We start from the raw sequence: 22670 nt of genomic DNA, 5'->3' as shown, positions 1-22670 counted from the left end.
GGATGAGTGAGCTGACCATGGCCGGGCTGAGGGTCGTCCGGGAAATCGCGCTGAGCGGGTCGTTCACCGCGGCGGCGCGGCTGCTCGGCTATTCGCAGCCGGCGATCTCGCGTCAGGTGGCCGCGATGGAGGCGGCGGCCGGGTACCCGCTGTTCATCCGTGAGGGCCGGGGCGTGCGGGTCAGCCCGGCCGGCGCCGTCGTGGTGGAGCACGCGGGCCGGATCCTGGCCGGGGCAGAGGCGCTGCGCCACGACCTGGCCGGGCTGGAGGACCGGCTGGCCGGGCGGATCAGGCTGGGCGCGTTCCCGGCCGCGGCCGCCGTGCTGGTGCCCCGGGCGCTGGCGCGGCTGCGCGCCGGGCACCCGGGCCTGGAAGTGGCCCTGGCCGAGAAGCCCACGCCCACCCTGCTGCGGCAGCTGCGGGCGCGGCAGCTGGAGGTCGCCGTCATCGGCGTCGGCGCCGGGTTGCCGGATTACGACCTGGGCGGGCTCGGCCAGGAGGTCGTGTCCGCCGGTGGCCTGTGCGTGGCGGTGCCCGCGGACCACCGGCTGGCCGGTGCGGATGTCGTCCCGGTGGCGGAGCTGGCCGGCGAGACCTGGGTCGCCGGCGCGGGCGGGGGCGGCGACCCCCAGTTCCGGGCCTGGCCCACGCTCGCCGATCCGGTCATCGGCCACGCCGTGCGCGGCTGGCCGGCGCGGCTGGGCCTGGTGGCCGCGGGACTGGGCCTGTGCCTCATGCCCGAGGTCGCCGCACTGTCCATTCCGGACGGTGTGGTCACCATCGCCGTCGACGACCCGGGCTGGCTCGGCCGGATGACCGTGGCCGTCACCGCACCGGCCCCCAGCGCCGAAGCCGCCGCCGTGGTCACCGCCCTGCGCCGCGCCGGCGAGGATATCCGGCTCCTCCAGGAGGAGCGGGTTCGCCGGCGCGGGTGATAGCCACTCCCGGTTGGAGCGTGCTCCGTCAAGACGCGGCCACGCCGCTGCCGGAACGCGCCGGGCACGGCGACCGGCCATGCGCCGTCCCCGCGGATCAGCTGGCCAGGCCGCGGAGCAGGCCTTCCAGATCGCGCTCGCCGTCGCGAGTCTGGGCGCCGTGGGCGAGTCCGCCGCGGATCAGCCGCTCGGCGGCGGGCCGGACGAACTGGCTCGCCCAAGCGTCGTGTTCGCGCTGGAGTCCGCCGGCCAGGTCGGCTGGGACGATGGCGCGTTTGGCCGCCGCGACCACGCCTTCGGGCAGTGCGGCGATGTTGCGGGCGAGCCGGTCGACCACCTCGTCGAGCCGGTCGGCGGGGACGGCCCGGTTGACCCAGCCGTAGCGTTCGGCGGTTTCGGCGTCGAACAGCTCGGCGCCCAGCACCGCCTCCAGCGCGCGATTGCGGCCGACCCGGTCGGCCAGGTACTGGGTGCCGCCACCGCCGGGGACGATCCCCATCAGGGCCTCGATCTGGCCGATCCCGGCGCGGCCGATCGCCGCGAAGGCCATGTCCGCCGCCGCGACGAACTCCGCCCCGCCGCCGCGTGCCAGCCCGGCCAGCTTGACGATCGTCACCTGGGGCTGGTGCCGGAGCAGCTCCCCGAGGGCCTGGAAGACGTTGACGCCGTCGGGGATGCCGGCCGCGATTTCGTCGAACGCGTCGGGGGCGTCGACGAGGGACATGTCCACGTGGGCGATGAAGAAGTCCGGGTCGGCGCTGTCGAACACGATCACCCGGACCGAGCCGTCGTCCCGCACCGAGGTCAGCAGGTGCCGGAGGTCGGCCATGAGGGCGACGTCCAGCACGTTGACGGGCGGGTTGTCGAGGGTGACGCGGACGAGGCCGGCCTCGCGGCTCACTCGCAGGGTCGCGTAGGCGTCGTGGGGCATGAAGATCTCCGATTCGTCCCTGGCGGGCATCTAGGTTCCTGATGTATACCTAGCCTGGGACGGCGGGCGACCGGCGTCAATAACGCACTTTCGGCATCGCAAGGATCCTGGAGGATACCGAGATGGCCTTACCCGGCACGGATTTCGGCGTCGACGGCCTTGTCTATCGGGCGGACTGCCCCAGCCGCCCGATCCTCGACCAGATCGCCGACAAGTGGTCGATGATGGTGATGGCTGTGCTCGAGAAACCCCGGCGGTTCAACGACATCAAGCGCCGCCTGGAGGGCGTGACCCAACGGGTGCTGACCCAGACCCTGCGGCGCCTGGAGCGCAACGGGATGATCGAGCGCCGCGTGCTGCCCACCTCGCCGGTCGGCGTCGAGTACTCGCTCACCCCGCTCGGCGAATCCCTGCGGGAGCCGTTCGGCCGGCTCTACGACTGGACGGTCGCCCACACCGGCGAGATCCAGGACTCCCAGCGGGGATACGACCGGCGGCTGCAGGCTGGACAGTCGTAGTCCGGCGCGTAGCTGCCCGGGAGGTCAAGCGGGCGCGACGGCGGGCGTGCCTCCGGGCTCCTTCGCGCCGGGCTTCACTCGCCGGGGCCGGGTCAGCACCATCGCCTGGCAGCCCGGCACCACGCGCAGGTCCTGGTGGTCGCCCGCGCGGTACGAGCTGGGCGTCTGGCCGACGAGCTCGGTGAAGCGGGCGCTGAACGAGCCCAAGCTGGTACAGCCGACGGCGAAACAGACGTCCGTCACGCTCAGGTCGCCGCGGCGCAGCAGCGCCTTCGCCCGCTCGATGCGGCGGGTCATGAGGTAGGCGTACGGCGTCTCGCCGTACGCGTCGCGGAAGCGGCGGCTGAAGTGCCCGGCCGACATCAGCGCCGTGCGGGCGAGCGCGGCCACGTCGAGCGGCTGCGCGTACTCGCGGTCCATCCGGTCGCGGGCCCGCCGCAGCCGTCGCAGCTCGTCGAGGTCGGGGCTCATGCCGCCATTGTGCCTGCCCGGCGGGCCGGCGTCAGTGGAAGGCGCCGTTCACAGGGCCGCCGCGTGCACGCTCACCGGCAGGCCCGAGCGGGACACGGTGTCCCGTTCATGGGGGAGGCCGATCTTCTCGGCGACGCGCCGGGAGGGCGTGTTGTCCGGGCGGATGATCGCGATCAGGCGGTTCGCGCCGAGCACGTCGCGGGCGTGGTCGCGGCAGGCGGCCGCCGCTTCGGTGGCGTAGCCGTGGCCCTGGAGGTCCTTGCGGACGTGGTAGCCGACTTCGATCTCGGTGACCCCGTCGATCTCCTGGGGGGTCAGGCCGCAGTCGCCGGCGAACTCGCCGGTGGCCCGGAGCGTGACCAGCCAGAGCCCGAACCCCTCGCGCCGGTAGAGGCGCTGGTTCCAGTCGATCCAGGCCCGGGCCTCGTCCCGGTCCTGGGGGCGCGGGTAGTGCCGCATTACGTCCGGGTCGCCGAGGAGCGCCGCCATCTCGTCGAGGTCGTCCGGGGTCATTTCGCGGAACGCGAGCCTCGCGGTGGGCTCGGGCGCGCGGCGCGACGGGCTCATCGGATCTCCTTGGCCGAGGGGCTCCAGACGTACGGCGTGGTCGTGGTCACGGCCGTGAAGCCGAGCCGTTCGAGGATCGGGCGGCTGTCGTCGGAGGCGTCCACCTGCAGGTAACGGACGCCGCGGGCCGCGGCCAGCCGGGCGCGGTGCGCGACGAGCGCCCGGTACAGCCCCCGGCCGCGCCACGCGGGCAGGGTGCCGCCGCCCCAGAGGCCGGCGAACTCGGTGCCGGGCACGAACTCCAGCCGCGCCGCCGACACGAACCGCCCGTCCGCCTCGGCGACCACGTGCGTCGCGGCGTCCGGGCGGCTGACCAGGTCGGCGGCCAGCGCGGCCTCGTCGGTGCCGAACACCTCGGCGCTCAGCGCGGCGATCCGCCGCAGGTCCGCCTCGCCGCTGACCTCGCGCACCAGCACGCCGTCCGGCGGCACGGACTCCAGCCGCAGGCCGGCGATCGCCGCGATCACGACGGTCTCCCGCGGTTCCGCCTCGAACCCCGCCGCGACGAGCCGGTCCGGCAGCGACGCCGGCCGGTCGTGGCCGCGCGTCTTCCATTCGACGCATTCCCCGCGGTCGGCGAAGTGGTCCCGCTGCCGCGTGATCAGCTCGTCCAGCGCGGGACCGGCGACGCCGAGGTCGCGCCGGCCGGTGACGAACCCGCGGCGGCCGCCGGTCACGCGGACCACCGGGCCGTCGGGGGCCAGCCGCAGTCCCGGCTCCGGGGCGGTCAGCTCGGCGTGGCGGACCTGGTCGTCGTAGGCGGCGAGCAACCGCGCGGCGTCGGGCATCCCCGGACGCTAGCGTGGACCCGGCCCGTCCGGGGAACGGTTTTCCGTGCGGTCGTTTTCCGAGGGGCAGGGGGCACAGTGCAGTACGCGGGGATCGTGCTCGCCGGCGGGGCCGCGCGCCGGCTGTCCGGTGTGGACAAGCCGGGGCTGGTGGTGGGCGGCTCGTCGCTGCTCTCGCGGGCGGTGGCCGCCGTCCGCGGCGCGGACCCGGTGGTCGTGGTCGGCCCGGAGCGGCCCGGCCACGACGGGGTGGTGTGGACGCGGGAGCCTGTGCCCGGCACCGGCCCGGTGGCCGCGCTGGCGGCGGGCCTGGCGCTGGTACCCGGCGACGGCGTCGTGGTGGTGCTGGCCGCCGACCTGCCCGGCGTACGGAAGTCCACAGTGGACCGCCTGCGCGCGGTGCTCGCGGACGCCGACGGCGCCGTGCTCGTCGACGCGGCGGGGGAGCGGCAGTGGCTGCTCGGCGCCTGGCGACTGCCGTCGTTGCGGGCGGCGATCCCCGAACGGCCGGAGAACGCGTCGCTGCGGCGGACGCTCGGCGGCCTGTCCCTCGTGGACGTCCCGGCGGAGCGCGGCGAGAGCGACGATATCGACACACCGGCCGACCTGGAGCGCCACCGTTAGGGCGTCTTCACAGCTGTCATACCGGTGGTGCGCTTGCATGGTCGGACGGATCGTCGTGTGCCGGCTGGGGTGAGCGTGCCGGACGGACGACGGTCCCCGCGAGGCAGTACGGTCGCGGGGCGAGCCGCAAGCACAGAACCACAGGAGGCAGAGTGACCGAGCCCGGCTACGCCGAGGGCGCGAACGGGCAGCAGCCCGGCACGCCGGCGCGGGACGCCCAGTTGCTGGAACGGACCGTGTTCGAGGTCAAGCGCATCATCGTCGGCCAGGACCGGCTGGTGGAGCGCGTGCTCGTCGGACTGCTGGCCAAGGGCCACCTGTTGCTCGAAGGCGTGCCCGGCGTCGCGAAGACGCTGGCCGTGGAGACCTTCGCGCGGGTGGTCGGCGGCTCGTTCTCGCGGGTGCAGTTCACCCCCGACCTGGTGCCCGCCGACATCCTCGGCACCCGCATCTACCGCCAGGGCGCCGAGGTGTTCGACGTCGAGCTCGGCCCGGTGGTCGCGAACTTCGTGCTCGCGGACGAGATCAACCGCGCGCCCGCCAAGGTGCAGTCGGCGATGCTGGAGGTGATGGCCGAGCGGCACGTGTCGATCGGCGGCCAGACCTTCCCGATGCCCGACCCGTTCCTGGTGCTGGCCACGCAGAACCCGATCGAGAACGAGGGCGTCTACCCGCTGCCGGAGGCCCAGCGCGACCGGTTCCTGTTCAAGATTCTGGTCGAGTACCCCACCGCCGAGGAAGAGCGCGAGATCATCTACCGGATGGGCGTCACGCCGCCGGTGCCGCACGAGGTGCTCAGCCCGGGCGAGCTGGTCCGGCTGCAGGGCGTCGCCGCGCAGGTGTTCGTGCACCACGCCCTGGTCGACTACGTGGTGCGCCTGGTGCTGACCACCCGCACGCCGAACGACCACGGCCTCGCCGACGTCGCCGGCTGGGTGTCCTACGGCGCCTCGCCGCGCGCGAGCCTCGGCATCATCGCCGCCGCCCGCGCGCTCGCGCTCGTCCGCGGCCGTGACTACGTGCTGCCCCAGGACGTCGTGGACGTCGTGCCGGACGTGCTGCGCCACCGCCTCGTGCTGTCCTACGACGCGCTGGCCGACGGCGTCCCGGTGGAGCACATCATCACGCGGGTGCTGCAGACCGTGCCGCTGCCGCAGGTCTCCGCCCGGCCGCAGGGCGGGAACGGGCCGGGCAGCCCGGTCCCCGCCGGCGCGCCCGTCAGGTAGGCCGGTGGCGAAGAAGGAGCAGCGCGAGCGCCCCGGCTGGGCGCCGCCGGTGCTGCGGGGCGACCGGCTGGAGGCCGGCCTGCGCACCCTGGAGCTCGACGTGCGCCGCCGGCTCGACGGCCTGTTGCAGGGCAACCACCTCGGCCTCGTGCCGGGTCCGGGCTCGGAGCCGGGCGAGGCGCGGACGTACCAGCCGGGCGACGACGTGCGCCGGATGGACTGGGCGGTGACCGCCCGCACGACCACCCCGCACATCCGTGAGACCGTGGCCGACCGCGAGCTGGAGACCTGGCTGGTCGCCGACCTGTCGGCGAGCCTCGACTTCGGCACGGCCCTGTGCGAGAAACGCGACCTGGTGGTGTGCGCGACGGCCGCCGTCGCGCACCTGACCGGCGGGGGCGGCAACCGGATCGGCGCGCTGGTGTCGAACGGCGAGCGCACCGACCGGATCCCGGCGCGCGGCGGGCTCGCCCACGCCCGCGGGCTGATCCGGCGGCTGGCCGAGACGCCGCGCGCGCCGGAGGGCGTCCGCGGGGACCTCGCCGACGCGCTGGAACAGCTGCGCCGCCCGCCCCGGCGGCGGGGGCTGGCCGTGGTGATCTCCGACTTCCTCGGGCCCACGGACTGGCAGCGGCCGCTGCGCGCGCTCGGCGGGCACCACGAGCTCATCGCCATCGAAGTCCTCGACCCGCGTGACATCGACCTGCCCGACGTGGGCACCGTCGTACTGGCCGACCCGGAGACAGGGAAACAGCGCGAAGTGCACGCTTCCGCCTTGCTGCGCAAGGAGTTCGGCGCCGCGGCGCACGCTCACCGGCAGGAGGTCGCGGGCGCGCTGCGGCGCGCCGGTGCCGCCCACCTGGTGCTGCGCACCGACCAGGACTGGATCGCCGACATGGTCCGGTTCGTCGTCGCGCGCAAGCGCCGCTGGTCGGGGGGTGTCGCGTGACCGAGCTTGCGAGGGAACCATTCGGCGCTGCGTTTTCGGCTCAGGCCGCGCCGAGCGTTAGCGAGGCGGGCGCATGAGTTTGACCGGTTTCACCGCGCCCTGGTGGTTCCTGCTGCTGATCCTGGTGGCCGCGGTCGCCGTGGCGTACGTGCTCGCCCAGCGCGCGCGGCGCAAGCGCGTGATGCGGTTCGCCAACCTGGAGCTGCTCGACAAGGTCGCGCCCAAGACGCAGGGCTGGATCCGGCACCTGCCCGCGGTGCTGATCGTGCTGTCGCTGCTGGTGCTCACCGTCGCGCTGGCCGGGCCGACCGCCGAGCAGAAGGTGCCGCGCAACCGCGCCACGGTGATGCTGGTGATCGACGTTTCGCTGTCGATGGAGGCCACCGACGTCGCGCCGACCCGGCTCAAGGCGGCGCAGGACGCGGCGACGCAGTTCGCGAAGAACATGACCCCGGGCGTCAACCTGGGCCTGATCTCGTTCGCGGGCACGGCGACGGTGCTGGTCAACCCGACCACCGACCGCGCCGGCGTGGTGAAGGCGATCAGCGACCTGAAGCTCGCGCAGTCCACTGCCACCGGTGAGGGCATTTTCGCGGCCCTGCAGTCGATCGAGAGCTTCTCCGCGGTGGTCGGCGGCGCGGACGGGCCGCCACCGGCGCGGATCGTGCTGATGAGCGACGGCAAGCAGACCGTGCCCGAGGACCTGTACGCCCCGCGCGGCGCGTACACCGCGGCGCAGGCGGCGAAAACGGCGCACATGCCGATCTCGTCGATCTCGTTCGGCACCAGCCACGGCTCGGTCGAGATCGAGGGCCGGCCCCAGGACGTCCAGGTGGACGACAACTCGCTGCACGAGATCGCCCAGCTCTCCGGCGGGGAGTTCTACAAGGCGGCCAGCGCGGACGAGCTGAAGAAGGTCTACGCCGACCTCGGCGAGCAGATCGGCTACGAGCTGAAGGACGCCGACGCGAGCAAGCCGTGGGTCGTGATCGGCACCCTGATGCTGATGATCGGCGCGGCGGCCTCACTGCTGATCGGCCAGAGAATCCCCTAGCGCTCCGACGAGCGTGCCCTGAAGGCCACCATGAGGGACCTGGATGCCCTCATGGTGGCCTTCAGGGCATCCGGGCCCAGGCGTTCACGGCGTGCCGGGTACGGCGAAACCGTTCTGGCGCCAGGCTTCGTAGATGCTGATCGCCGCGGTGTTGGCGAGGTTGAGCGAGCGGCTGGTCGGCAGCATCGGCAGCCGAACGCGGTCGGTGACCTCGGGGGCGTGCTGGACCTCGGCGGGCAGGCCGCTGGACTCCGGGCCGAACATCAGCACGTCGCCGGGCTCGTACGCGACATCGGTGTGCAGGCGGGTGGCCGACGCGCTGAAGGCGTACACCTTGGCCGGCAGCAGCGCGTGCCACGCGGCCTCGATGTCGGCGTGCACGTGGACGCGCGCGAGGTCGTGGTAGTCGAGGCCCGCCCGGCGGAGCTGCTTGTCCTCCAAGGTGAAGCCGAGTGGCTCGACCAGGTGCAGCTCGCAGCCGGTGTTGGCGGCCAGCCGGATCGCGTTGCCGGTGTTCGGCGGGATCTCGGGGTGGTAGAAGAGCACGCGGAACATGGCTGGCCTTACGAGGTGGCGGAGGCGGGCAGGTACGCCGCGTAGGCCTCGCGGACCTCCGGCGGCGGCGGGGACTTGCGCAGCGTCGCGGGGTCGACGAAGACGTAGCGGAGGGTGGCCTCGGTGGTCAGCTCGCCGTCGCGGCGGATCTCCGACTCGTAGCTGATCGACGTGGTGCCGAAGTGGCCGAGGAAGACCGAGACCACCAGCTCGTCGTCGAACCGGCACGGCGCGCGGTAGCGCAGGTTCGACTCGGCCACCACCATGTCGATGCCGGTGTCCAGGAACGCTTGGTGCGAGCCGAAAATCGCCTTCTCCGCCTCGAACGCGGCCATGTCCACATAGGCCAGGTAGTGCGCGTTGAACACGATGCCCTGGCCGTCGCACTCGTGGTAACGCACGCGCAGGGGCATCTCGGCGATCAGGCGGCGGGCAGCGCTCATCCGTCCAATCTAGCGAGCGCCGGATCAGCCGTGCAGCGCCCGGTAGGTCTCGGCCGCGCCCGGCTGCAGCGGCACGGGCTGGGTGCCGATCAGCGTGCGGACGTCGAGGAACTGCGTGCCGACGGCCTGCGCGGGCACCAGGTCGGCCGCCCGGCCGGCGAGCACCCGGACCACGGCGGCGGCGACGTCGTCGGGCAGGGCGGGGGAGCAGACCAGCAGGTTCGCGACGCCGATGGTGGCCAGCGCGCCGACCCCGCGGTACGCGTCGGCCGGCACCTGGACCTGCTCGTAGACAGGCCCGTGCGCCGCCCGCAGCTGGGGGATGACGGCGTTCAACGGCAGCAGCGCCAGCGGGGTCCGGCGGTTCAGCTCGGCGAGCGCGGGGGTGGGCACGCCGCCGGACCACAGCAGCGCGTCGACGCGGCCGCCGGCGAGCGCCGCGACGGCGTCGGCGAGCTGCAGGTGCTCCGTCTCGACGCGCACGCCCGCCGCGGTGAACACCCGCTCGCCCAGCTGTGCCGCCCCGGACCCGCCCGCGCCGAGCGAAACGGGCCGTCCTTCGAGCGCCCGCAGGCTGGTGAAGCCGTCGGCCGCCCGGACGACGAGCTGGAGGTAGTTCTCGTACACCCGGCCCAGCGCCTGAAGCGGCACCGGGGCGGGGAACGGCGCCGCGCCCGCGAGTGCCGCCTGCGCGACGTCCGCGAGCACCAGCCCGAGGTCGGCCTTCCCGTCACGCACCAGCTCGACGTTGGCGACGCTCGCCTCCGTCGGGACGGCGGTGCAGCGCAGCAACGGCTCCGCCCGGGTCACCTCGGCCGCCAGCACCTCCGCGAACGCGAGGTAGAAGCCGCCCTGCTCGCCCGCGGCGATGGTCACGGCCCGCCCCGGCCCGCGGTAACCGGTGGCGCAGCCGGCGAGGGCCAGGCCGAGTCCACCGAGCAGCGCTGTCCGGCGGGTGATGCTCACGGCGTCACCTCCGCGGGCAGCGTGACCCGGACTTCCAGCCCGCGCGGCTCGGCGGCCCGCAGCTCCAGCGTGCCGCCGCGGGCACGGGTCTGCTCGCGGACGATGGCCAGGCCCAGCCCGGTGCCGCGGGGCGCGCCTTCGCCGCCCGCGCGCCAGAAGCGCTCCGTCGCGCGGGCCCGGTCCGTTGTGGACAGTCCGGGTCCGTCGTCGGTGACCACGAGCGTGGTCGTGCTGCCGTGCGTTTCCCAGCCGGCGGCGATCGTGGCGCCGCGCCCGGCGTAGTGGACGGCGTTGTCCAGCAGCACGTCGAGGATCTGCGCCAGCTCGCCCTCCGGCGCGTGCACCAGGACCGGCTCGGCGTGGCCGGGGCAGGGCACCAGCTTCGCGCCCGCCTGGTCCGCGGCCGGGCGCCAGGCGTCGACGCGCTCGGCGATCACGGTGGCGAGGTCGGCAGGCTCGTCCGAGCCGCCCGCGGCGAGCCGGGTCGCGGTGCTCTCCGCGGTCGCGAGCGCGAGCAGCCCGTCGAGGATCCGTTCCAGGCGCTCCACTTCGGCGACGGCCGCGTGGTAGGCGTGCCGGTCGTCCAGCTCGGCGCCGAGCGAGTCGACGCGCAGCCGCAGCGCCGCCATCGGGTTGCGCAGCTGGTGGGAGGTGTCGGCGACGAGCCGGTGCTGCTGGTCGGCGGCCTCCACCACGGCGTCCGACATCCGGTTCACCGACGCCGCGAGCGTCCGCAGCTCCCGGGGGCCGGAGCGCTCGGGCACCTGCGCCCGGTGCCCGCCCGCGACGGCGAGCACGCCCGTCTCCAGCTCCAGCAGCGGCCGCACCATCCACCGCGCCAGCAGGACGGCGAGCAGCACGAACAACGCCGCCACCAGCAGCGCGCCCGCCGCGATCGCGCTCCACGCCGCCGTCACGTCCGCGGCGGCCTTCGTCACCGAGGCCCGCAGCACGACCACGCCGGAGACCCGCGTGCCGGTGCCGACCGGGCGCGCGAACAGCACCGGCGTGGCCGACCACGGGCTCAGCGTCTCGACCTGGGGCGGGGGCTCATTGCGCATCGTCGCCTCCACCAGTGCGTGCACGGCGGGCTCCGCCGCGGACATCCCGCCCGCCTGCACCAACGGCGTCCGCTGCGCGTCGACCACCACCACGGCCTCGCTGTATAACGACGAATACCGCTGCGCGTCGGCCGCCAGCGCGGCCGGGTCGCGCGAATCGACCGCCTGTTGCGCGAGCACCACGAAGCGGTCGACGTCACTGCTGCGCGAGATCACCAGCTCCTGCGTCCGCTGCTCGGCGGTGGAGGACAGCAGCGGCCCGGCGAACGCGGCGACGACCAGCAGCGCCAGCGTCACCAGCACGGCCAGGAGCCGGGCGCGCACGCCTCAGCCCCGGCCGAGGCGGTAGCCGAAGCCCCGGATCGTGGTGAGCAGGCCGGGCCGGTCGAGCTTCGCGCGCACCTGCGTCATGTGCACGTCCAGCGAACGGGACACGGCCAGGTGGGCGTCGCCCCACACCTCGTCCATCAGCTGCTGGCGGCTGACCGCCGTGCCCGCCCGCGCGGCCAGCACCGCGAGCACGTCGAACTCCTTGGTGGTGAGCCCGATGTCGTGGCCGGCGACGAGCACCTGCCGCCCGCCCAGGTCGATCTCGACGTCCTCGACCCGCACCACCGCGCCCTCGTCCGGGGTGGTGGTGCGGGCCCGGGCGCGGCGGACCACGGCGTCCATCCGCGCCAGCAACTCGGCCAGGCGGACGGGCTTCGTCAAGTAGTCGTCGGCGCCGAAGCGCAGCCCGCGGACCACGGACCGCTCGTCACCGCGCGCGGTGAGCACGATGACGGGCACGCCCGAGACCTGCCGGATCTTGCGCAGCACGTCGAGCCCGTCCAGGTCGGGCAGGCCCAGGTCGAGCAGCAGCAGGTCGGCGCCGCGGTGCCGGTGCAGCGCGTCGGCGCCCCGGCCGACGCTGGTCACGGTGTGGCCGTGCGTGTGCAGCGTCTCGGCGAGCGCGCCGGCGACCCCGGCGTCGTCCTCCACGAGCAGCACGCGCACGGCCATCCCCCCGCCTCAGGCTTCTTCGCGTTCGAGGGCGGACGAACGCGACGTTTCGCGCATTGTCCCGTACACCACCAGCGACACGAGGATGCAGGCCGCGACGTACCAGAAGAACAGCGACTCGTGGCCCGCCTTCTTCAGCGCCTGCGCGATCAGCTCCGCCGTGCCGCCGAAGATCGCCACGGTCAGCGCGTAGGGCAGGCCGACGCCGATCGCGCGGATCTTCGTCGGGAACAGCTCGGCCTTCACGATCGCGTTGATCGAGGTGTAGCCGGTGACGATGACCAGCGCGGCGAGCAGCAGCAGGAACGCGACCACCGGCTGTTTCGTGTGCGCCATCGTGGTCATGATCGGCACGGTGAGCACGGTGCCCGCGATGCCGAAGAACATCAGCAGCTTCCGGCGCCCGATCCGGTCCGACAGCCGTCCCGCGAGCGGCTGGACGAGGGCGAACACCAGCAGCGCGACGAACAGGATCACGGTCACCGTCCGGCGGGGGATGCCGGCGGTGTTCTCGAGGAACTTCTGCGTGTACGTCGCGTACGTGTAGAAGGCGACTGTGCCGCCGAGCGTCAGGCCGACGACGAGCGCGATCTCCTTCGGGTACTTCACGAGCGCGCGCAACGTGCCGCGTTCCCCGGCGTCCTTGCCCGAACCCGTCTCGGCCGAGACGCGCTGGTAGCTCGCGGACTCGTCCATCCCGCGCCGCAGGGCCATCACCACGACGGCCGCGATGGCGCCGACGACAAACGCGATGCGCCAGCCCCAGTCGCCCATCTGGGCCTCGGTCAGCACGCTCTGCAGGATCAGCTGCAGGCCGAGCGCGAGCAGCTGCCCGCCGACCAGCGTCACGTACTGGAAGCTGGAGTAGAAGCCGCGTTTGCCCGGCGTGGCGACCTCGGACAGGTACGTCGCGGAGGTCGAATACTCACCGCCGACGGAAAGGCCCTGCAACAGCCGCGCGAGCACCAGCAGGATCGGCGCGGCCACGCCGATGGTCTGGTAGCCGGGCGTCGCGGCGATCATCAGCGAGCCGAACGCCATCATCGACACCGACAGCACCAGCGCCGAGCGGCGGCCGAACCGGTCGGCGAACCGGCCGAGCATCCAGCCGCCCAGCGGGCGCATGAGGAACCCCACGGCGAACACGGCCGCGGTGTTGAGGAACTGGGCCGTCGCGTCCCCGCCGGGGAAGAACGACTTGGCGAAATAGATGGTGAACGCCGAGTAGGCGTACCAGTCGTACCACTCGACGAGGTTGCCGATCGAGCCGCGCAGCACGTTCGCCACGACCCGCCGTTCGCTCGCGGGACCGGCCTCGCCGTGGATCCGGGTAGTCATCTTTGACCTCCTGTGTTGCGACTCACGGTGACCAACCGGCGGGTAACCATCAAGGTCGAGACGCGGTTCCTAACCTGTCCTTAGGACACCCGCCGCGCGTCGGGACGCTGAGGTGGCGCCGGGTGCGGAGCCGCCCGGTCCGGCCGATAGCCTCGTGCCGGGACAGTTCGGTCGAACAGAGGAGTGCAGCAGTGGGACGGTCGGTCTTGGTCACCGGCGGCAACCGGGGGATCGGTCTGGCGATCGCTCAGGACCTCGCCCTGCAGGGCCACCAGGTGGCGGTCACCCACCGCGGCTCCGGCGCGCCCGAAGGCCTCTTCGGCGTGGAGGCCGACGTCACGGACTCCGAGCAGATCGACGCCGCGTTCAAGCAGGTCGAGGAGCACCAGGGACCGGTCGAGGTGCTGGTGTCGAACGCCGGGCTGACCGACGACACGCTGCTGATGCGGATGAGCGAGGAGCAGTTCGAGCGCGTGGTGAACGCGAACCTCACCGGCGCGTTCCGCGTGGCCAAGCGCGCGTCCCGCGGGATGCTGCGCGGCAAGTGGGGCCGGTTCATCTTCATCTCTTCGGTGGTGGGCCTCTCCGGCTCGGCCGGCCAGGCGAACTACGCGGCCTCGAAGGCGGGCCTCGTCGGGTTCGCACGGTCGCTGGCCCGGGAGCTGGGCTCGCGCAACATCACCTCGAACGTCATCGCGCCCGGCTTCGTGCGCACCGACATGACCGACGCGCTGAGCGAGGACCGCAAGAAGGAGATCCTCGGCGTGGTGCCCTCGGGCCGCTACGCCGAGCCCGCGGAGATCGCCGCCGCCGTGCGCTACCTGGCCTCCGACGACGCCGGCTACGTCAACGGCGCCGTCCTGCCCGTGGACGGCGGCCTCGGCCTCGGCCACTGACGTTCCGACCCTTTTCCGAGCGAACCCACCACGACCTGGAGGAACCCCCGTTGCCCGGACTGCTCGAAGGCAAGCGGCTGCTGATCACCGGCGTCATCACCGACGCCTCCCTCGCGTTCCACGCGGCCAAGATCGCGCAGCAGGAGGGCGCGAAGGTGGTGCTCACCGGCTTCGGCCGGCTGTCGCTGGTCGAGCGCATCGCCAAGCGGCTGCCGGAGGAGGCGCCGGTCCTGGAGCTGGACATCACCAACCAGGAGCACCTCGACAGCCTGGCCGACCGCGTGCGTGAGCACGTCGACGGCCTCGACGGCGTGCTGCACTCGATCGGCTTCGCGCCGCAGACCTGCCTGGGCGCGCCGTTCCTCGACGCGCCGAGCGAGGACGTGAAGGTGGCAGTGGACGTCTCGGCGTTCTCGTTCAAGTCGCTGGCCGTCGCGACCCTGCCGCTGCTGGCGCCGGGCTCGTCGATCGTGGGCATGGACTTCGACGCGCGCGTGGCGTGGCCGGTCTACAACTGGATGGGCGTGGCGAAGGCCGCGCTGGAGTCGGTGAACCGGTACCTGGCCAAGGAACTGGGCCCGCGCGGCATCCGCGTGAACCTGGTCAGCGCCGGCCCGATGAAGACGATGGCCGCGAAGTCCATCCCCGGCTTCAGCGAGCTGGAAGACGGCTGGGGCGACCGCGCCCCGCTCGGCTGGGACAGCTCCGACCCGACCGCGACGGCCAAGACCGTCTGCGTCGCGCTTTCGGACTGGCTGCCCGCCACCACGGGCTCGATGATCATGGTCGACGGCGGGGTGCACGCGCTCGGCATCTGAGCCGTGGCCCCAGGGAGAGGCCCCCGCGTGTTGTCCGCGCGGGGGCCTCTCGCCGTCTTCAGGGCCTCAGGTCCTCAGTGGACGGTCAGGGGTGGTTGGGGCAGCGGCGAAACGCGGGCGGCGCGCGCGTCGTCCGAGCGCTGGACCCGCAGGGCGAACGTCAAGGCAGCCAGTGACAGCACGCCGAGGGCCGCGCTCACCCAGGCCACGCTCGGCAGCCCGAGGCCCGCGTTGATGGCGACGCCGCCGAGCCACGGGCCGGCTGTGTTGCCGACGTTGAAACCGGCGGTCGTGCTGGCGCCGACCATGGTGGAGGTGCCGCCGGCCACCGAGTACGCGCGGACGTTCAGGGCCGGGTTGGCGGCGAAGCCCGCCGCGCCGAGCACGAGGACCGCGACGACGGCGACCACCGCGTCCGAAGTGAGCGCCAGCGTGGTGAGTGCGACGAGGGCGAGCGCGAAGCTGCCGTACAGCGTCGCGAACGGGTGGGTGTCCGCGAGCTTGCCGCCCGCGGTGATGCCGATCAGCGCGCCGGCGCCGAACAGCCCGAGCACGAGCGGGACCTGGGCCGATGGCAGGCCGTCGGTGGTCGTGAGCAGCGGGGCGAGGTAGCTGAACGTCGCGAACAGCATGGCCTGCGACAACGCGATCACGCCCAGCGCCAGCCAGACCCGGCCGCTGCGGAACACGCTCAGCTCGGTCCGCACGCGCACGGCCGAGGCGTCCGCGGCGGTGTGCGGCACGAAGGCGAGCACGCCGGCCACCGCCACCACGGTGAGGGCCGCGACCGCCCAGAACGCCGTGCGCCAGCCCGCGTGCTGGCCCAGCAGCGTGCCGGCCGGGACGCCCCCGATGTTCGCCACGGTCAGGCCGCCGACCAGCACCGCGAGCGCCCGCCCGCGCCGGGCCGCGGGCACCAGCGAGATGGCGGTCGCCGCGGCGACCGCCCAGAACCCGGCGCAGGCCAAGGCACTCACGACGCGGGTCACGAAGAGCAGGGCGTAGCCGGGGGCGAGCGCGCCGACGACGTGCGAGACGCCGAAGACCACCAGCAGCGCCAGCAGGGTCGTGCGGCGCGGCAGCTTCAGTGTCCCCACGGCGAGCAGCGGCGCGCCGACCACCATGCCGACGGCGAAGGCCGAGATCAGCAGGCCGGCGTCGGGGATGCTGACGCCGAGGTCGGTCGCCATCCCGGGCAGCAGGCCGGTGATCATGAACTCCGAGGTGCCGAGGGCGAAGATGCTGAGCCCGAGCACGAAGACGGCCAGGGGCACGGGTCTTCCTCCTTTTGGATTGATTGATACAAAATGAACCCGGGTGCCATCAACGCTGATGAAAGGGCTGGGCTGGACGAAAAAGCGGGGTCGGGTAAAGGCTGGGGTCAGCGGCGGGCGATGGCTGAGACGGCGATGTCGGCCACCGACGCCATCGCCGGGCGCAACGCGCCGCGCCGCGACATCAGCCGCAGCCCGCCGATGGTGCTGTGCACGAACTGCGCGATGTCCGCCGGGTCCCGGTCGCGGGTGACGCTGCCGTCGGCCTGGCCGAGGCGGGCGTAGTCCGCGAGGGCGGTGAGGAACGCCGCGGTGTCCGCGTCGACCCTCGTGGTGATCTCCGCGTCCGTCGTGCCGAACTCCGCGACGGTGTTGACGATCAGGCAGCCGCGGCGGCCGTTGCCGAGTTCGTCGTCGATCAAGTCGGTGAGGAGCAGGCGGATCGCGTCGAGTCCGTCCTCGGCCGGTTCGAGGGCCTTGGCGCGGTAGCGGACGCCGCGCTCGGTGTAGTGCTCCAGCGCGCGTTGGAACAGAACGTGCTTGCTGGTGAAGGTGTTGTAGACGCTGCTGCGGCCGAGTCCGGTCGCGTCGCACAGGTCCTGGGTCGAGGTCGCTTCGTAACCGTGCGCCCAGAAGGCGTTCATGGCGCCTTCCAGCGCGACTGTTTCGTCGAACTCCCGTGGCCTGGGCATGCGGCGACCGTAGCACGTTTTGGATAGATCAGTACACAACAAACCCGGCTCGCCGTGGGGACGGCCACAGCGGCAAGATGGGCTGGTGGGTTACGACGCGTTGTTATGGCTTTCGTTCGGCGGTCCGGAGGGACCCGACGAGGTGATGCCGTTCCTGGAGAACGTCACCCGGGGCCGGGGAGTCCCGCGCGAGCGGCTGCTCGAGGTCGCCGAGCACTACCAGCACTTCGGCGGGGTCTCGCCGATCAACCGGCTCAACCGAAGCGCGATCGCGGCGGTCGAGAAGCAGCTCGCGGCCGAGGGCGTCGAGCTGCCCGTGCGCTTCGGCAACCGCAACTGGCACCCGATGGTCGAGCGGACGCTGGCCGAGATGAAGGCCGACGGCGTGCGGCGCGCGCTGGTGTTCCCGACCAGTGCGTACGGCGGCTACTCGGCCTGCCGTCAGTACGACGAGGACATCGAGCGCGCCCGGGCCGCGGTCGGGGACGGCGCGCCGGACCTGGTGAAGCTGCGCCAGTTCTTCGACCACCCGCTGTTCGTCTCGGCGATCGCGGACGCGGTGCGCGCGGCCCACGCGGGGCTCGGCGACCGGCCGGGCACCCGGACGGTGTTCACCGCCCACTCCGTGCCGGTGAGCGCGGACCAGGCCGCCGGCCCGCCGTCGGAGGGCGGTTACCGCTACTCGCGGCAGATCGCGGAGGCGGCCCGGCTGGTCGCCGCGGAGGCGGGCATCGCGGAGTACGACGTGGTGTGGCAGTCGCGTTCGGGGCCGCCGCAGGTGCCGTGGCTGGAGCCGGACATCGTCGACCACATCGACGCGCTGCACGAGCGCGGCGTCGAGTCCGTGGTGGTCAGCCCGATCGGCTTCGTCTCCGACCACCTCGAGGTGGTCTGGGACCTCGACAACGAGGCCGCGGAGCGGGCCGCCGAGCACGGCATGGCCTTCGCCCGCGCCGCGACACCCGACTCGGACCCCCGCTTCGCGGAACTGGTGGTCGAGCTGATCCGCGAACACGTCGAGGACGCTCCGGCCCGGAAGCTTTCGGAGTTCCCGGCCGCGGGCTGCACGCTGAACGGCGCCCCGTGTGCGATCGGCTGCTGCGAACCGGCGAAACGCCCGTCCGCCCGCCCCGCCTGACGACCCCAGGATCCCGTCACCCGGCTGTTGCTGTGCTCCGCCTCCGGCTAGGCCCGAAGCGCCCCAATGTGGCGTTGGTTGCGTTGGACGCACCGAACGCCACATTGGGTGCGTCCAACGCACCGAACGCCACATTGGGGCGCATGGCCACGGGGCCAGGCCCGGGTCAGGGGTGCCGGTCGCCTTGATCGGCGAAGACGCGGACCGCCTCGTTGACGGCGGCGGCGCGGGCGGTGCGGACGGCGTCGGCCAACGGGCGCAACGCTTCCGCCCGCTGGACCGCCGCCGAGGCGGACAACGCGCCGCCCGGGTCGTCGGTGCGGGCGATGGCCAGGATGGCCGAGACCTCCTCCGCACGCTGCAGCACCCGCAGCGAGCGCGCGGGCATGCCGGCCGGCCACTCGACCTGGGGCCGGGCGCGCAGGTGGGCCGACAGCTCGGCGCGCACGCTCGGCCGGTCGCTGGCCACGTCGAGGCTCTGCAGCGCGCCGGCGCTCGCGCGGATGGCGTCGGTGAGGCCGTGCTCGGCGTCGGGCAGGGACTGGTACTCCAGCGGAGCCGGCGTGCTCAGCGAGTAAACGGTCCAGCGCATCAGGCCCTCGGCGATCGGCTCCGGGACCAGGCCGAAGCCCAGCTCGGTGAGCACCACCGCGTCGCCGCAGCGCAGCGCCGCTTCGGTGAACGGGCCGCCGCCGCCCAGGCCGCGGACGTCGCCGGGGACGGGGAGCACCAGCTGGGCGCTCTTCGCGCCCTGCGCGCGCAACGCCATCATCAGCTGGACCGGGGTGGCCGCGCGGTTGAACGCCAGCGGCAGCTCGAAGGCCTCCGCCGCGGGCGCGTCGGCCGCCACGACGTCGTGCGCCTCACCCCAGGCTTCGAGGGAGTCGAGCACATCGTCGGAAGCCGCGGCTCCGTTCAGCCACGCGGAGGACCAGACGGCGAGGGTCGCACTGGGACGGCACACGACGCCCTATTTTACCGGTCGCCCGGCCGGGCCCGCCGATCGCCCACGCTGGAGTCGCTCCACGTCGACGTACACGCGAACGGTAAGTAGCGTCGAGGGGGTGAACGCTGTTCCAGACGGTCTTCCCCGTACCGCCGGCGAGCTTCGCGCCGCCGGCCACACCCCGCGCCCCATCGCGCGCGAGATCCACGACAACCTCCTCGAAGCCCTCCGTGACGGCCGCGACGCGTGGCCCGGCATCGTCGGCTTCTCCCGCACTGTCCTGCCACAGCTCGAGCGCGCGCTGCTCGCCGGCCACGACGTCGTCCTGCTCGGCGAGCGCGGCCAGGGCAAGACGCGCCTGCTGCGCACCCTGGCCGGCCTGCTCGACGAGTGGACGCCGGTGATCGAGGGCGCCGAGCTCGGCGAGCACCCCCTCGACCCGATCACGCCCGCGTCGATCCGCCGGGCCGCCGAGCTGGGCGACGACCTGCCGGTGGCCTGGCGCCACCGCAGCGAGCGCTACACCGAGAAGCTGGCGACGCCGGACACCTCCGTCGGCGACCTGATCGGCGACGTCGACCCGGTCAAGGTGGCCGAGGGCCGCAGCCTCGGCGACCCCGAGACGATCCACTTCGGCCTGGTGCCGCGCGCCCACCGCGGGATCGTGGCGATCAACGAGCTGCCCGACCTCGCCGAGCGCATCCAGGTCGCGCTGCTGAACGTGATGGAGGAGCGCGACATCCAGGTCCGCGGCTACACGCTGCGGCTGCCACTGGACGTGCTGCTCGTCGCGACGGCGAACCCCGAGGACTACACCAACCGCGGCCGGATCATCACGCCGCTGAAGGACCGCTTCGGCGCCGAGATCCGCACGCACTACCCGCTGGACGTCGAGTCCGAGGTCGCCGTGGTGCGGCAGGAGGCGAACCTCGTCGCAGAGGTCGGCGAGCCGCTGCTGGAGGTACTGGCCCGGTTCGTGCGCAACCTGCGCGAGTCGCCGGTGATCGACCAGCGCTCCGGGGTGTCCGCGCGGTTCGCGGTGGCCGCCGCCGAGACCGTGGCCGCCGCCGCGCTGCGCCGGTCCGCGCTCATCGGCGAGGAGCCGGCCGTCGCGCGCCCGGTCGACCTGGACGCGGTGCCCGCCGTGCTGCGCGGCAAGATCGAGTTCGAACCGGGGGAGGAGGGGCGCGAGGTCGAGCACCTGGTGCACCTGATGCGCCGGGCCGTCGCGGAGACCGCGCGCGAGCGGTTCGCCGGGCTCGACCTGCGCCCGCTGGCCGACGCCGTCGCCGACGGGCACCTGGTCGCCACCGGCGAGCGCGTGCCGGGCAAGGACGTGCTCGCCGCCCTGCCGGAGCTGCCGGTGCTGCACGAGGTCGCCCAGCGCGCCGGGGTGTCCTCCGACGAGCCCGCGGGCCGGATCGCCGCGGCGGTGGAGCTGGCGCTGGAGTCGCTGTTCCTGGCCAGGCGGCTGGCCAAGGACTCCGACGAAAACACGACGGTGTACGGCCAGTAATGCCCCTCATCCCGGAGGGATACGCGTACGGGCCGTGGCACGACGGGCCGGATCCGCTGGCGCCGCCGGCGGACCTGCGGGACGCGATGGACGAGATCGGCCGCGAGGTGATGGCCGGCTCGTCGCCGCGTTCGGCGCTGGAGGAACTGCTGCGGCGCGGCACCGAGCGCACCGCGGGGCTGGACGAGCTGTCGCGGCGGCTGTGGCAGCGCCGTTCCGAAATCCAGCGGCGGCACCGGCTCGACGGCACGCTGCAGGAAGTCCAGCAGCTGCTGAGCGAGGCGCTGACCGCCGAGCGCCGGGAGCTGTTCCCGGACCCCGACGACGACGCCCGGTTCCGCGAGGCCCAGCTGGACGCGCTCCCGCCCGGCACCGCCGCGGCCGTGCGGGAGCTGAACGAGTACGACTGGCGTTCCGAGGAGGGGCGGCAGAAGTACGGCCAGATCCGCGACCTGCTCGGCCGGGAGCTGCTCGACTCGCGGTTCCAGGGCATGAAGGAGGCGTTGCAGAACGCCGGGCCCGAGGACGTCGAGCAGATCAACCAGATGCTCAGTGACCTCAACGCGCTGCTCGCCGCCCACGCGCAGGGGGCCGACGACATCGAGGAGCGGTTCGCCGAGTTCATGAACCGCCACGGCGAGTTCTTTCCGGAGAACCCGCGGACGGTCGACGAGCTGATCGACGTGCTCGCCGCCCGCGCGGCCGCCGCGCAGCGGATGATGAACTCGATGTCCGCCGAGCAGCGCGCCGAGCTGGCGGAGCTGACCCAGCAGGCGTTCGGCGACCCGCGCCTGGCTCAGCAGCTGTCGGCGCTCGACGCGCAACTGCAGTCGTTGCGGCCGGGGGAGGACTGGACGTCCTCGGAGCGCTTCCGCGGCCAGGACCCGCTCGGCATGGGGGAGGGCGCGCAGGCAATGGCCGACCTGGCCGAGCTGGACGGGCTCGCCGAGCAGCTGGGCCAGTCTTACCCCGGCGCGCGGCTGGAGGACATCGACCTCGAGTCGCTGGAGCGCCAGCTGGGCAAGGACGCCGGCGTCGACGCGCGGCGGCTGTCCGAGCTGGAACGGGAGCTGCGTCGCCAGGGCCTGTTCGAACGGGCCGCCGACGGCTCGCTCCGGTTGTCGCCCAAGGCATTGCGGCGCCTGGGCGAGACGGCGCTGTCGGACATCGTGAACGCGTTGCGCGGCAAGACGGGCGACCGGGAGACCGAGTCGGCCGGCGCGGCGGGCGAGCCGACCGGGGCCAGCCGGCCGTGGCGGTTCGGGGACATGCAGCCGTGGGACGTGCCGCGCACGGTGCGCAACGCCGTGCTGCGCTCGACGTCGCTGGGCTCGGGCGCGGCCACGCTCGACGTCGAGGACGTCGAGGTGGTGGAGACCGAGCACCGCTCGCGGGCGGCGGTCGCGCTGCTGGTGGACACGTCGTGGTCGATGGTCCAGGAGGGCCGCTGGCTGCCGATGAAGCGGACGGCGCTCGCGCTGCACCAGCTGATCAGCACCCGGTTCCGCAACGACGCGCTGCAGCTGATCACCTTCGGCCGCTACGCGATGCCGGTGGACCTGCCGGAGCTGGTCGGCCTGGAGGGCACCTGGGAGCAGGGCACCAACGCGCACCACGCGCTGCTGCTCGCGGGACGGCACCTGCGCCGGCACCCGGACGCCCAGCCGGTGGTCCTGATGGTCACTGACGGCGAGCCCACGGCCCACCTGGAACCCGACGGTGAAGCGGTTTTCGACTATCCGCCGGACCCGCGGACCATCCACAAGACACTGTCCGAAGTGGACCGTCTGGCCAAGCTGGGCGCGTCGGTCACGGTGTTCCGGCTCGGCGACGACCCGCGCCTGGAGGCGTTCGTCGACGTCATCGCCCGCCGCTCCGGCGGCCGGGTGGTGGCGCCGGACGTCGACGGGCTCGGCGCCGCGGTGGTCAACGACTACCTCCGCACGCGGCGCCGGTAGCGCG

Annotated in this window: 24 protein-coding genes; 11 read left to right on the top strand and 13 right to left on the bottom strand. The window is 73.3% G+C overall.

The annotated features are described in order from the left end of the window. The first annotated feature begins 2 nt into the window (after nt 1-2). A complete protein-coding gene (locus OG943_RS13525) occupies nt 3-935 on the top strand; it encodes a LysR family transcriptional regulator (RefSeq protein WP_328610097.1) in 933 nt (310 codons plus the stop codon). Nucleotides 936-1032: 97 nt separating this feature from the next. On the opposite strand, the gene OG943_RS13520 is transcribed toward OG943_RS13525, so the two are convergent. Further along, nucleotides 1033-1896: an enoyl-CoA hydratase/isomerase family protein gene (locus OG943_RS13520; protein ID WP_328610096.1), complete on the bottom strand. Its 864-nt coding sequence runs from the start codon at nt 1894-1896 to the stop codon at nt 1033-1035. A gap of 92 nt (nt 1897-1988) precedes the next feature. Here OG943_RS13520 and OG943_RS13515 point away from each other — a divergent pair, with 92 nt between their 5' ends. Further along, the gene (locus OG943_RS13515) at nt 1989-2384 is read left to right on the top strand and encodes a winged helix-turn-helix transcriptional regulator (protein ID WP_328610095.1); all 396 of its coding nucleotides are present in this window, start codon (nt 1989-1991) and stop codon (nt 2382-2384) included. A 24-nt stretch (nt 2385-2408) separates the two neighbouring features. Here the strand turns inward: OG943_RS13515 and OG943_RS13510 are convergent, their stop codons facing one another. The 3 genes from OG943_RS13510 to OG943_RS13500 are packed head-to-tail and all read right to left on the bottom strand — an operon-like array spanning nt 2409 to nt 4210. Further along, nucleotides 2409-2855: a helix-turn-helix transcriptional regulator gene (locus OG943_RS13510; RefSeq protein WP_328610094.1), complete on the bottom strand. Its 447-nt coding sequence runs from the start codon at nt 2853-2855 to the stop codon at nt 2409-2411. 48 nt (nt 2856-2903) lie between these two features. Next, nucleotides 2904-3422, bottom strand: coding sequence for a GNAT family N-acetyltransferase (locus OG943_RS13505; protein WP_328610093.1), 519 nt, complete (start codon nt 3420-3422; stop codon nt 2904-2906). Then, nucleotides 3419-4210, bottom strand: a complete 792-nt coding sequence (locus OG943_RS13500) for a GNAT family N-acetyltransferase (RefSeq protein ID WP_328610092.1) — start codon at nt 4208-4210, stop codon at nt 3419-3421. The genes OG943_RS13505 and OG943_RS13500 overlap by 4 nt, the downstream gene beginning before the upstream one ends. A gap of 78 nt (nt 4211-4288) precedes the next feature. On the opposite strand from OG943_RS13500, the gene mobA reads away from it, so the two are divergent. From mobA to OG943_RS13480, 4 genes are all read left to right on the top strand, one after another. Beyond that, nucleotides 4289-4834, top strand: a complete 546-nt coding sequence (gene mobA, locus OG943_RS13495) for a molybdenum cofactor guanylyltransferase (protein WP_328610091.1) — start codon at nt 4289-4291, stop codon at nt 4832-4834. Nucleotides 4835-4986: 152 nt separating this feature from the next. Then, nucleotides 4987-6060: an AAA family ATPase gene (locus OG943_RS13490; protein WP_328610090.1), complete on the top strand. Its 1074-nt coding sequence runs from the start codon at nt 4987-4989 to the stop codon at nt 6058-6060. A gap of 4 nt (nt 6061-6064) precedes the next feature. Then, nucleotides 6065-7009, top strand: a complete 945-nt coding sequence (locus OG943_RS13485) for a DUF58 domain-containing protein (protein WP_328610089.1) — start codon at nt 6065-6067, stop codon at nt 7007-7009. A 73-nt stretch (nt 7010-7082) separates the two neighbouring features. Next, entirely contained in the window at nt 7083-8063 is a 981-nt protein-coding gene (locus tag OG943_RS13480) for a VWA domain-containing protein (protein ID WP_328610088.1), read from the top strand. Between the two features lie 84 nt (nt 8064-8147). Here the strand turns inward: OG943_RS13480 and OG943_RS13475 are convergent, their stop codons facing one another. From OG943_RS13475 to OG943_RS13450, 6 genes are read right to left on the bottom strand one after another with little or no spacing between them, the layout of a single operon-like run. Further along, on the bottom strand, nt 8148-8618 hold the full coding sequence (locus OG943_RS13475; RefSeq protein WP_328610087.1) for a tRNA (cytidine(34)-2'-O)-methyltransferase: 471 nt from the start codon (nt 8616-8618) through the stop codon (nt 8148-8150). Between the two features lie 8 nt (nt 8619-8626). After that, entirely contained in the window at nt 8627-9061 is a 435-nt protein-coding gene (locus OG943_RS13470; protein ID WP_328610086.1) for an acyl-CoA thioesterase, read from the bottom strand. Between the two features lie 24 nt (nt 9062-9085). Continuing rightward, nucleotides 9086-10027, bottom strand: a complete 942-nt coding sequence (locus tag OG943_RS13465; RefSeq protein WP_328610085.1) for a TAXI family TRAP transporter solute-binding subunit — start codon at nt 10025-10027, stop codon at nt 9086-9088. Further along, on the bottom strand, nt 10024-11412 hold the full coding sequence (locus OG943_RS13460) for a sensor histidine kinase (RefSeq protein ID WP_328610084.1): 1389 nt from the start codon (nt 11410-11412) through the stop codon (nt 10024-10026). The genes OG943_RS13465 and OG943_RS13460 overlap by 4 nt, the downstream gene beginning before the upstream one ends. Nucleotides 11413-11415: 3 nt before the next feature. Then, the gene (locus OG943_RS13455) at nt 11416-12090 is read right to left on the bottom strand and encodes a response regulator transcription factor (protein WP_328610083.1); all 675 of its coding nucleotides are present in this window, start codon (nt 12088-12090) and stop codon (nt 11416-11418) included. A gap of 9 nt (nt 12091-12099) precedes the next feature. Further along, the gene (locus OG943_RS13450; RefSeq protein WP_328610082.1) at nt 12100-13428 is read right to left on the bottom strand and encodes an MFS transporter; all 1329 of its coding nucleotides are present in this window, start codon (nt 13426-13428) and stop codon (nt 12100-12102) included. Between the two features lie 191 nt (nt 13429-13619). On the opposite strand from OG943_RS13450, the gene OG943_RS13445 reads away from it, so the two are divergent. Together OG943_RS13445 and fabI are read left to right on the top strand one after the other, a co-directional pair. Next, a complete protein-coding gene (locus OG943_RS13445) occupies nt 13620-14324 on the top strand; it encodes a beta-ketoacyl-ACP reductase (RefSeq protein WP_328610081.1) in 705 nt (234 codons plus the stop codon). 50 nt (nt 14325-14374) lie between these two features. Continuing rightward, a complete protein-coding gene (gene fabI, locus OG943_RS13440; RefSeq protein WP_328610080.1) occupies nt 14375-15142 on the top strand; it encodes an enoyl-ACP reductase FabI in 768 nt (255 codons plus the stop codon). 74 nt (nt 15143-15216) lie between these two features. On the opposite strand, the gene OG943_RS13435 is transcribed toward fabI, so the two are convergent. Together OG943_RS13435 and OG943_RS13430 are read right to left on the bottom strand one after the other, a co-directional pair. Next, on the bottom strand, nt 15217-16416 hold the full coding sequence (locus OG943_RS13435) for a Cmx/CmrA family chloramphenicol efflux MFS transporter (RefSeq protein ID WP_328610079.1): 1200 nt from the start codon (nt 16414-16416) through the stop codon (nt 15217-15219). 107 nt (nt 16417-16523) lie between these two features. Continuing rightward, nucleotides 16524-17108, bottom strand: coding sequence for a TetR/AcrR family transcriptional regulator (locus tag OG943_RS13430; protein ID WP_328610078.1), 585 nt, complete (start codon nt 17106-17108; stop codon nt 16524-16526). A gap of 85 nt (nt 17109-17193) precedes the next feature. Between OG943_RS13430 and OG943_RS13425 the strand changes: the two genes are divergently transcribed. Beyond that, nucleotides 17194-18246, top strand: coding sequence for a ferrochelatase (locus OG943_RS13425; RefSeq protein WP_328610077.1), 1053 nt, complete (start codon nt 17194-17196; stop codon nt 18244-18246). Nucleotides 18247-18412: 166 nt separating this feature from the next. Here the strand turns inward: OG943_RS13425 and OG943_RS13420 are convergent, their stop codons facing one another. Beyond that, nucleotides 18413-19210 carry a hypothetical protein gene (locus tag OG943_RS13420; RefSeq protein ID WP_328610076.1) on the bottom strand — a complete coding sequence of 266 codons (798 nt, stop codon included), beginning with the start codon at nt 19208-19210 and terminating at the stop codon, nt 18413-18415. A 100-nt stretch (nt 19211-19310) separates the two neighbouring features. Here OG943_RS13420 and OG943_RS13415 point away from each other — a divergent pair, with 100 nt between their 5' ends. Together OG943_RS13415 and OG943_RS13410 are read left to right on the top strand one after the other, a co-directional pair. Further along, nucleotides 19311-20708 (top strand): ATP-binding protein, encoded by a 1398-nt coding sequence (locus OG943_RS13415; RefSeq protein ID WP_328610075.1) that lies wholly within the window; start codon nt 19311-19313, stop codon nt 20706-20708. Then, nucleotides 20708-22666 (top strand): VWA domain-containing protein, encoded by a 1959-nt coding sequence (locus OG943_RS13410; protein WP_328610074.1) that lies wholly within the window; start codon nt 20708-20710, stop codon nt 22664-22666. Before OG943_RS13415 ends, OG943_RS13410 begins: the two co-directional genes overlap by 1 nt. The last annotated feature ends 4 nt before the right edge of the window (nt 22667-22670 follow it).

Origin of the sequence: Amycolatopsis sp. NBC_00345 (assembly GCF_036116635.1) — a bacterium.
GTDB lineage: Bacteria > Actinomycetota > Actinomycetes > Mycobacteriales > Pseudonocardiaceae > Amycolatopsis.
Note: the sequence above shows the minus strand (reverse complement) of the source record. Positions and strands in the feature narration are given on the sequence as shown.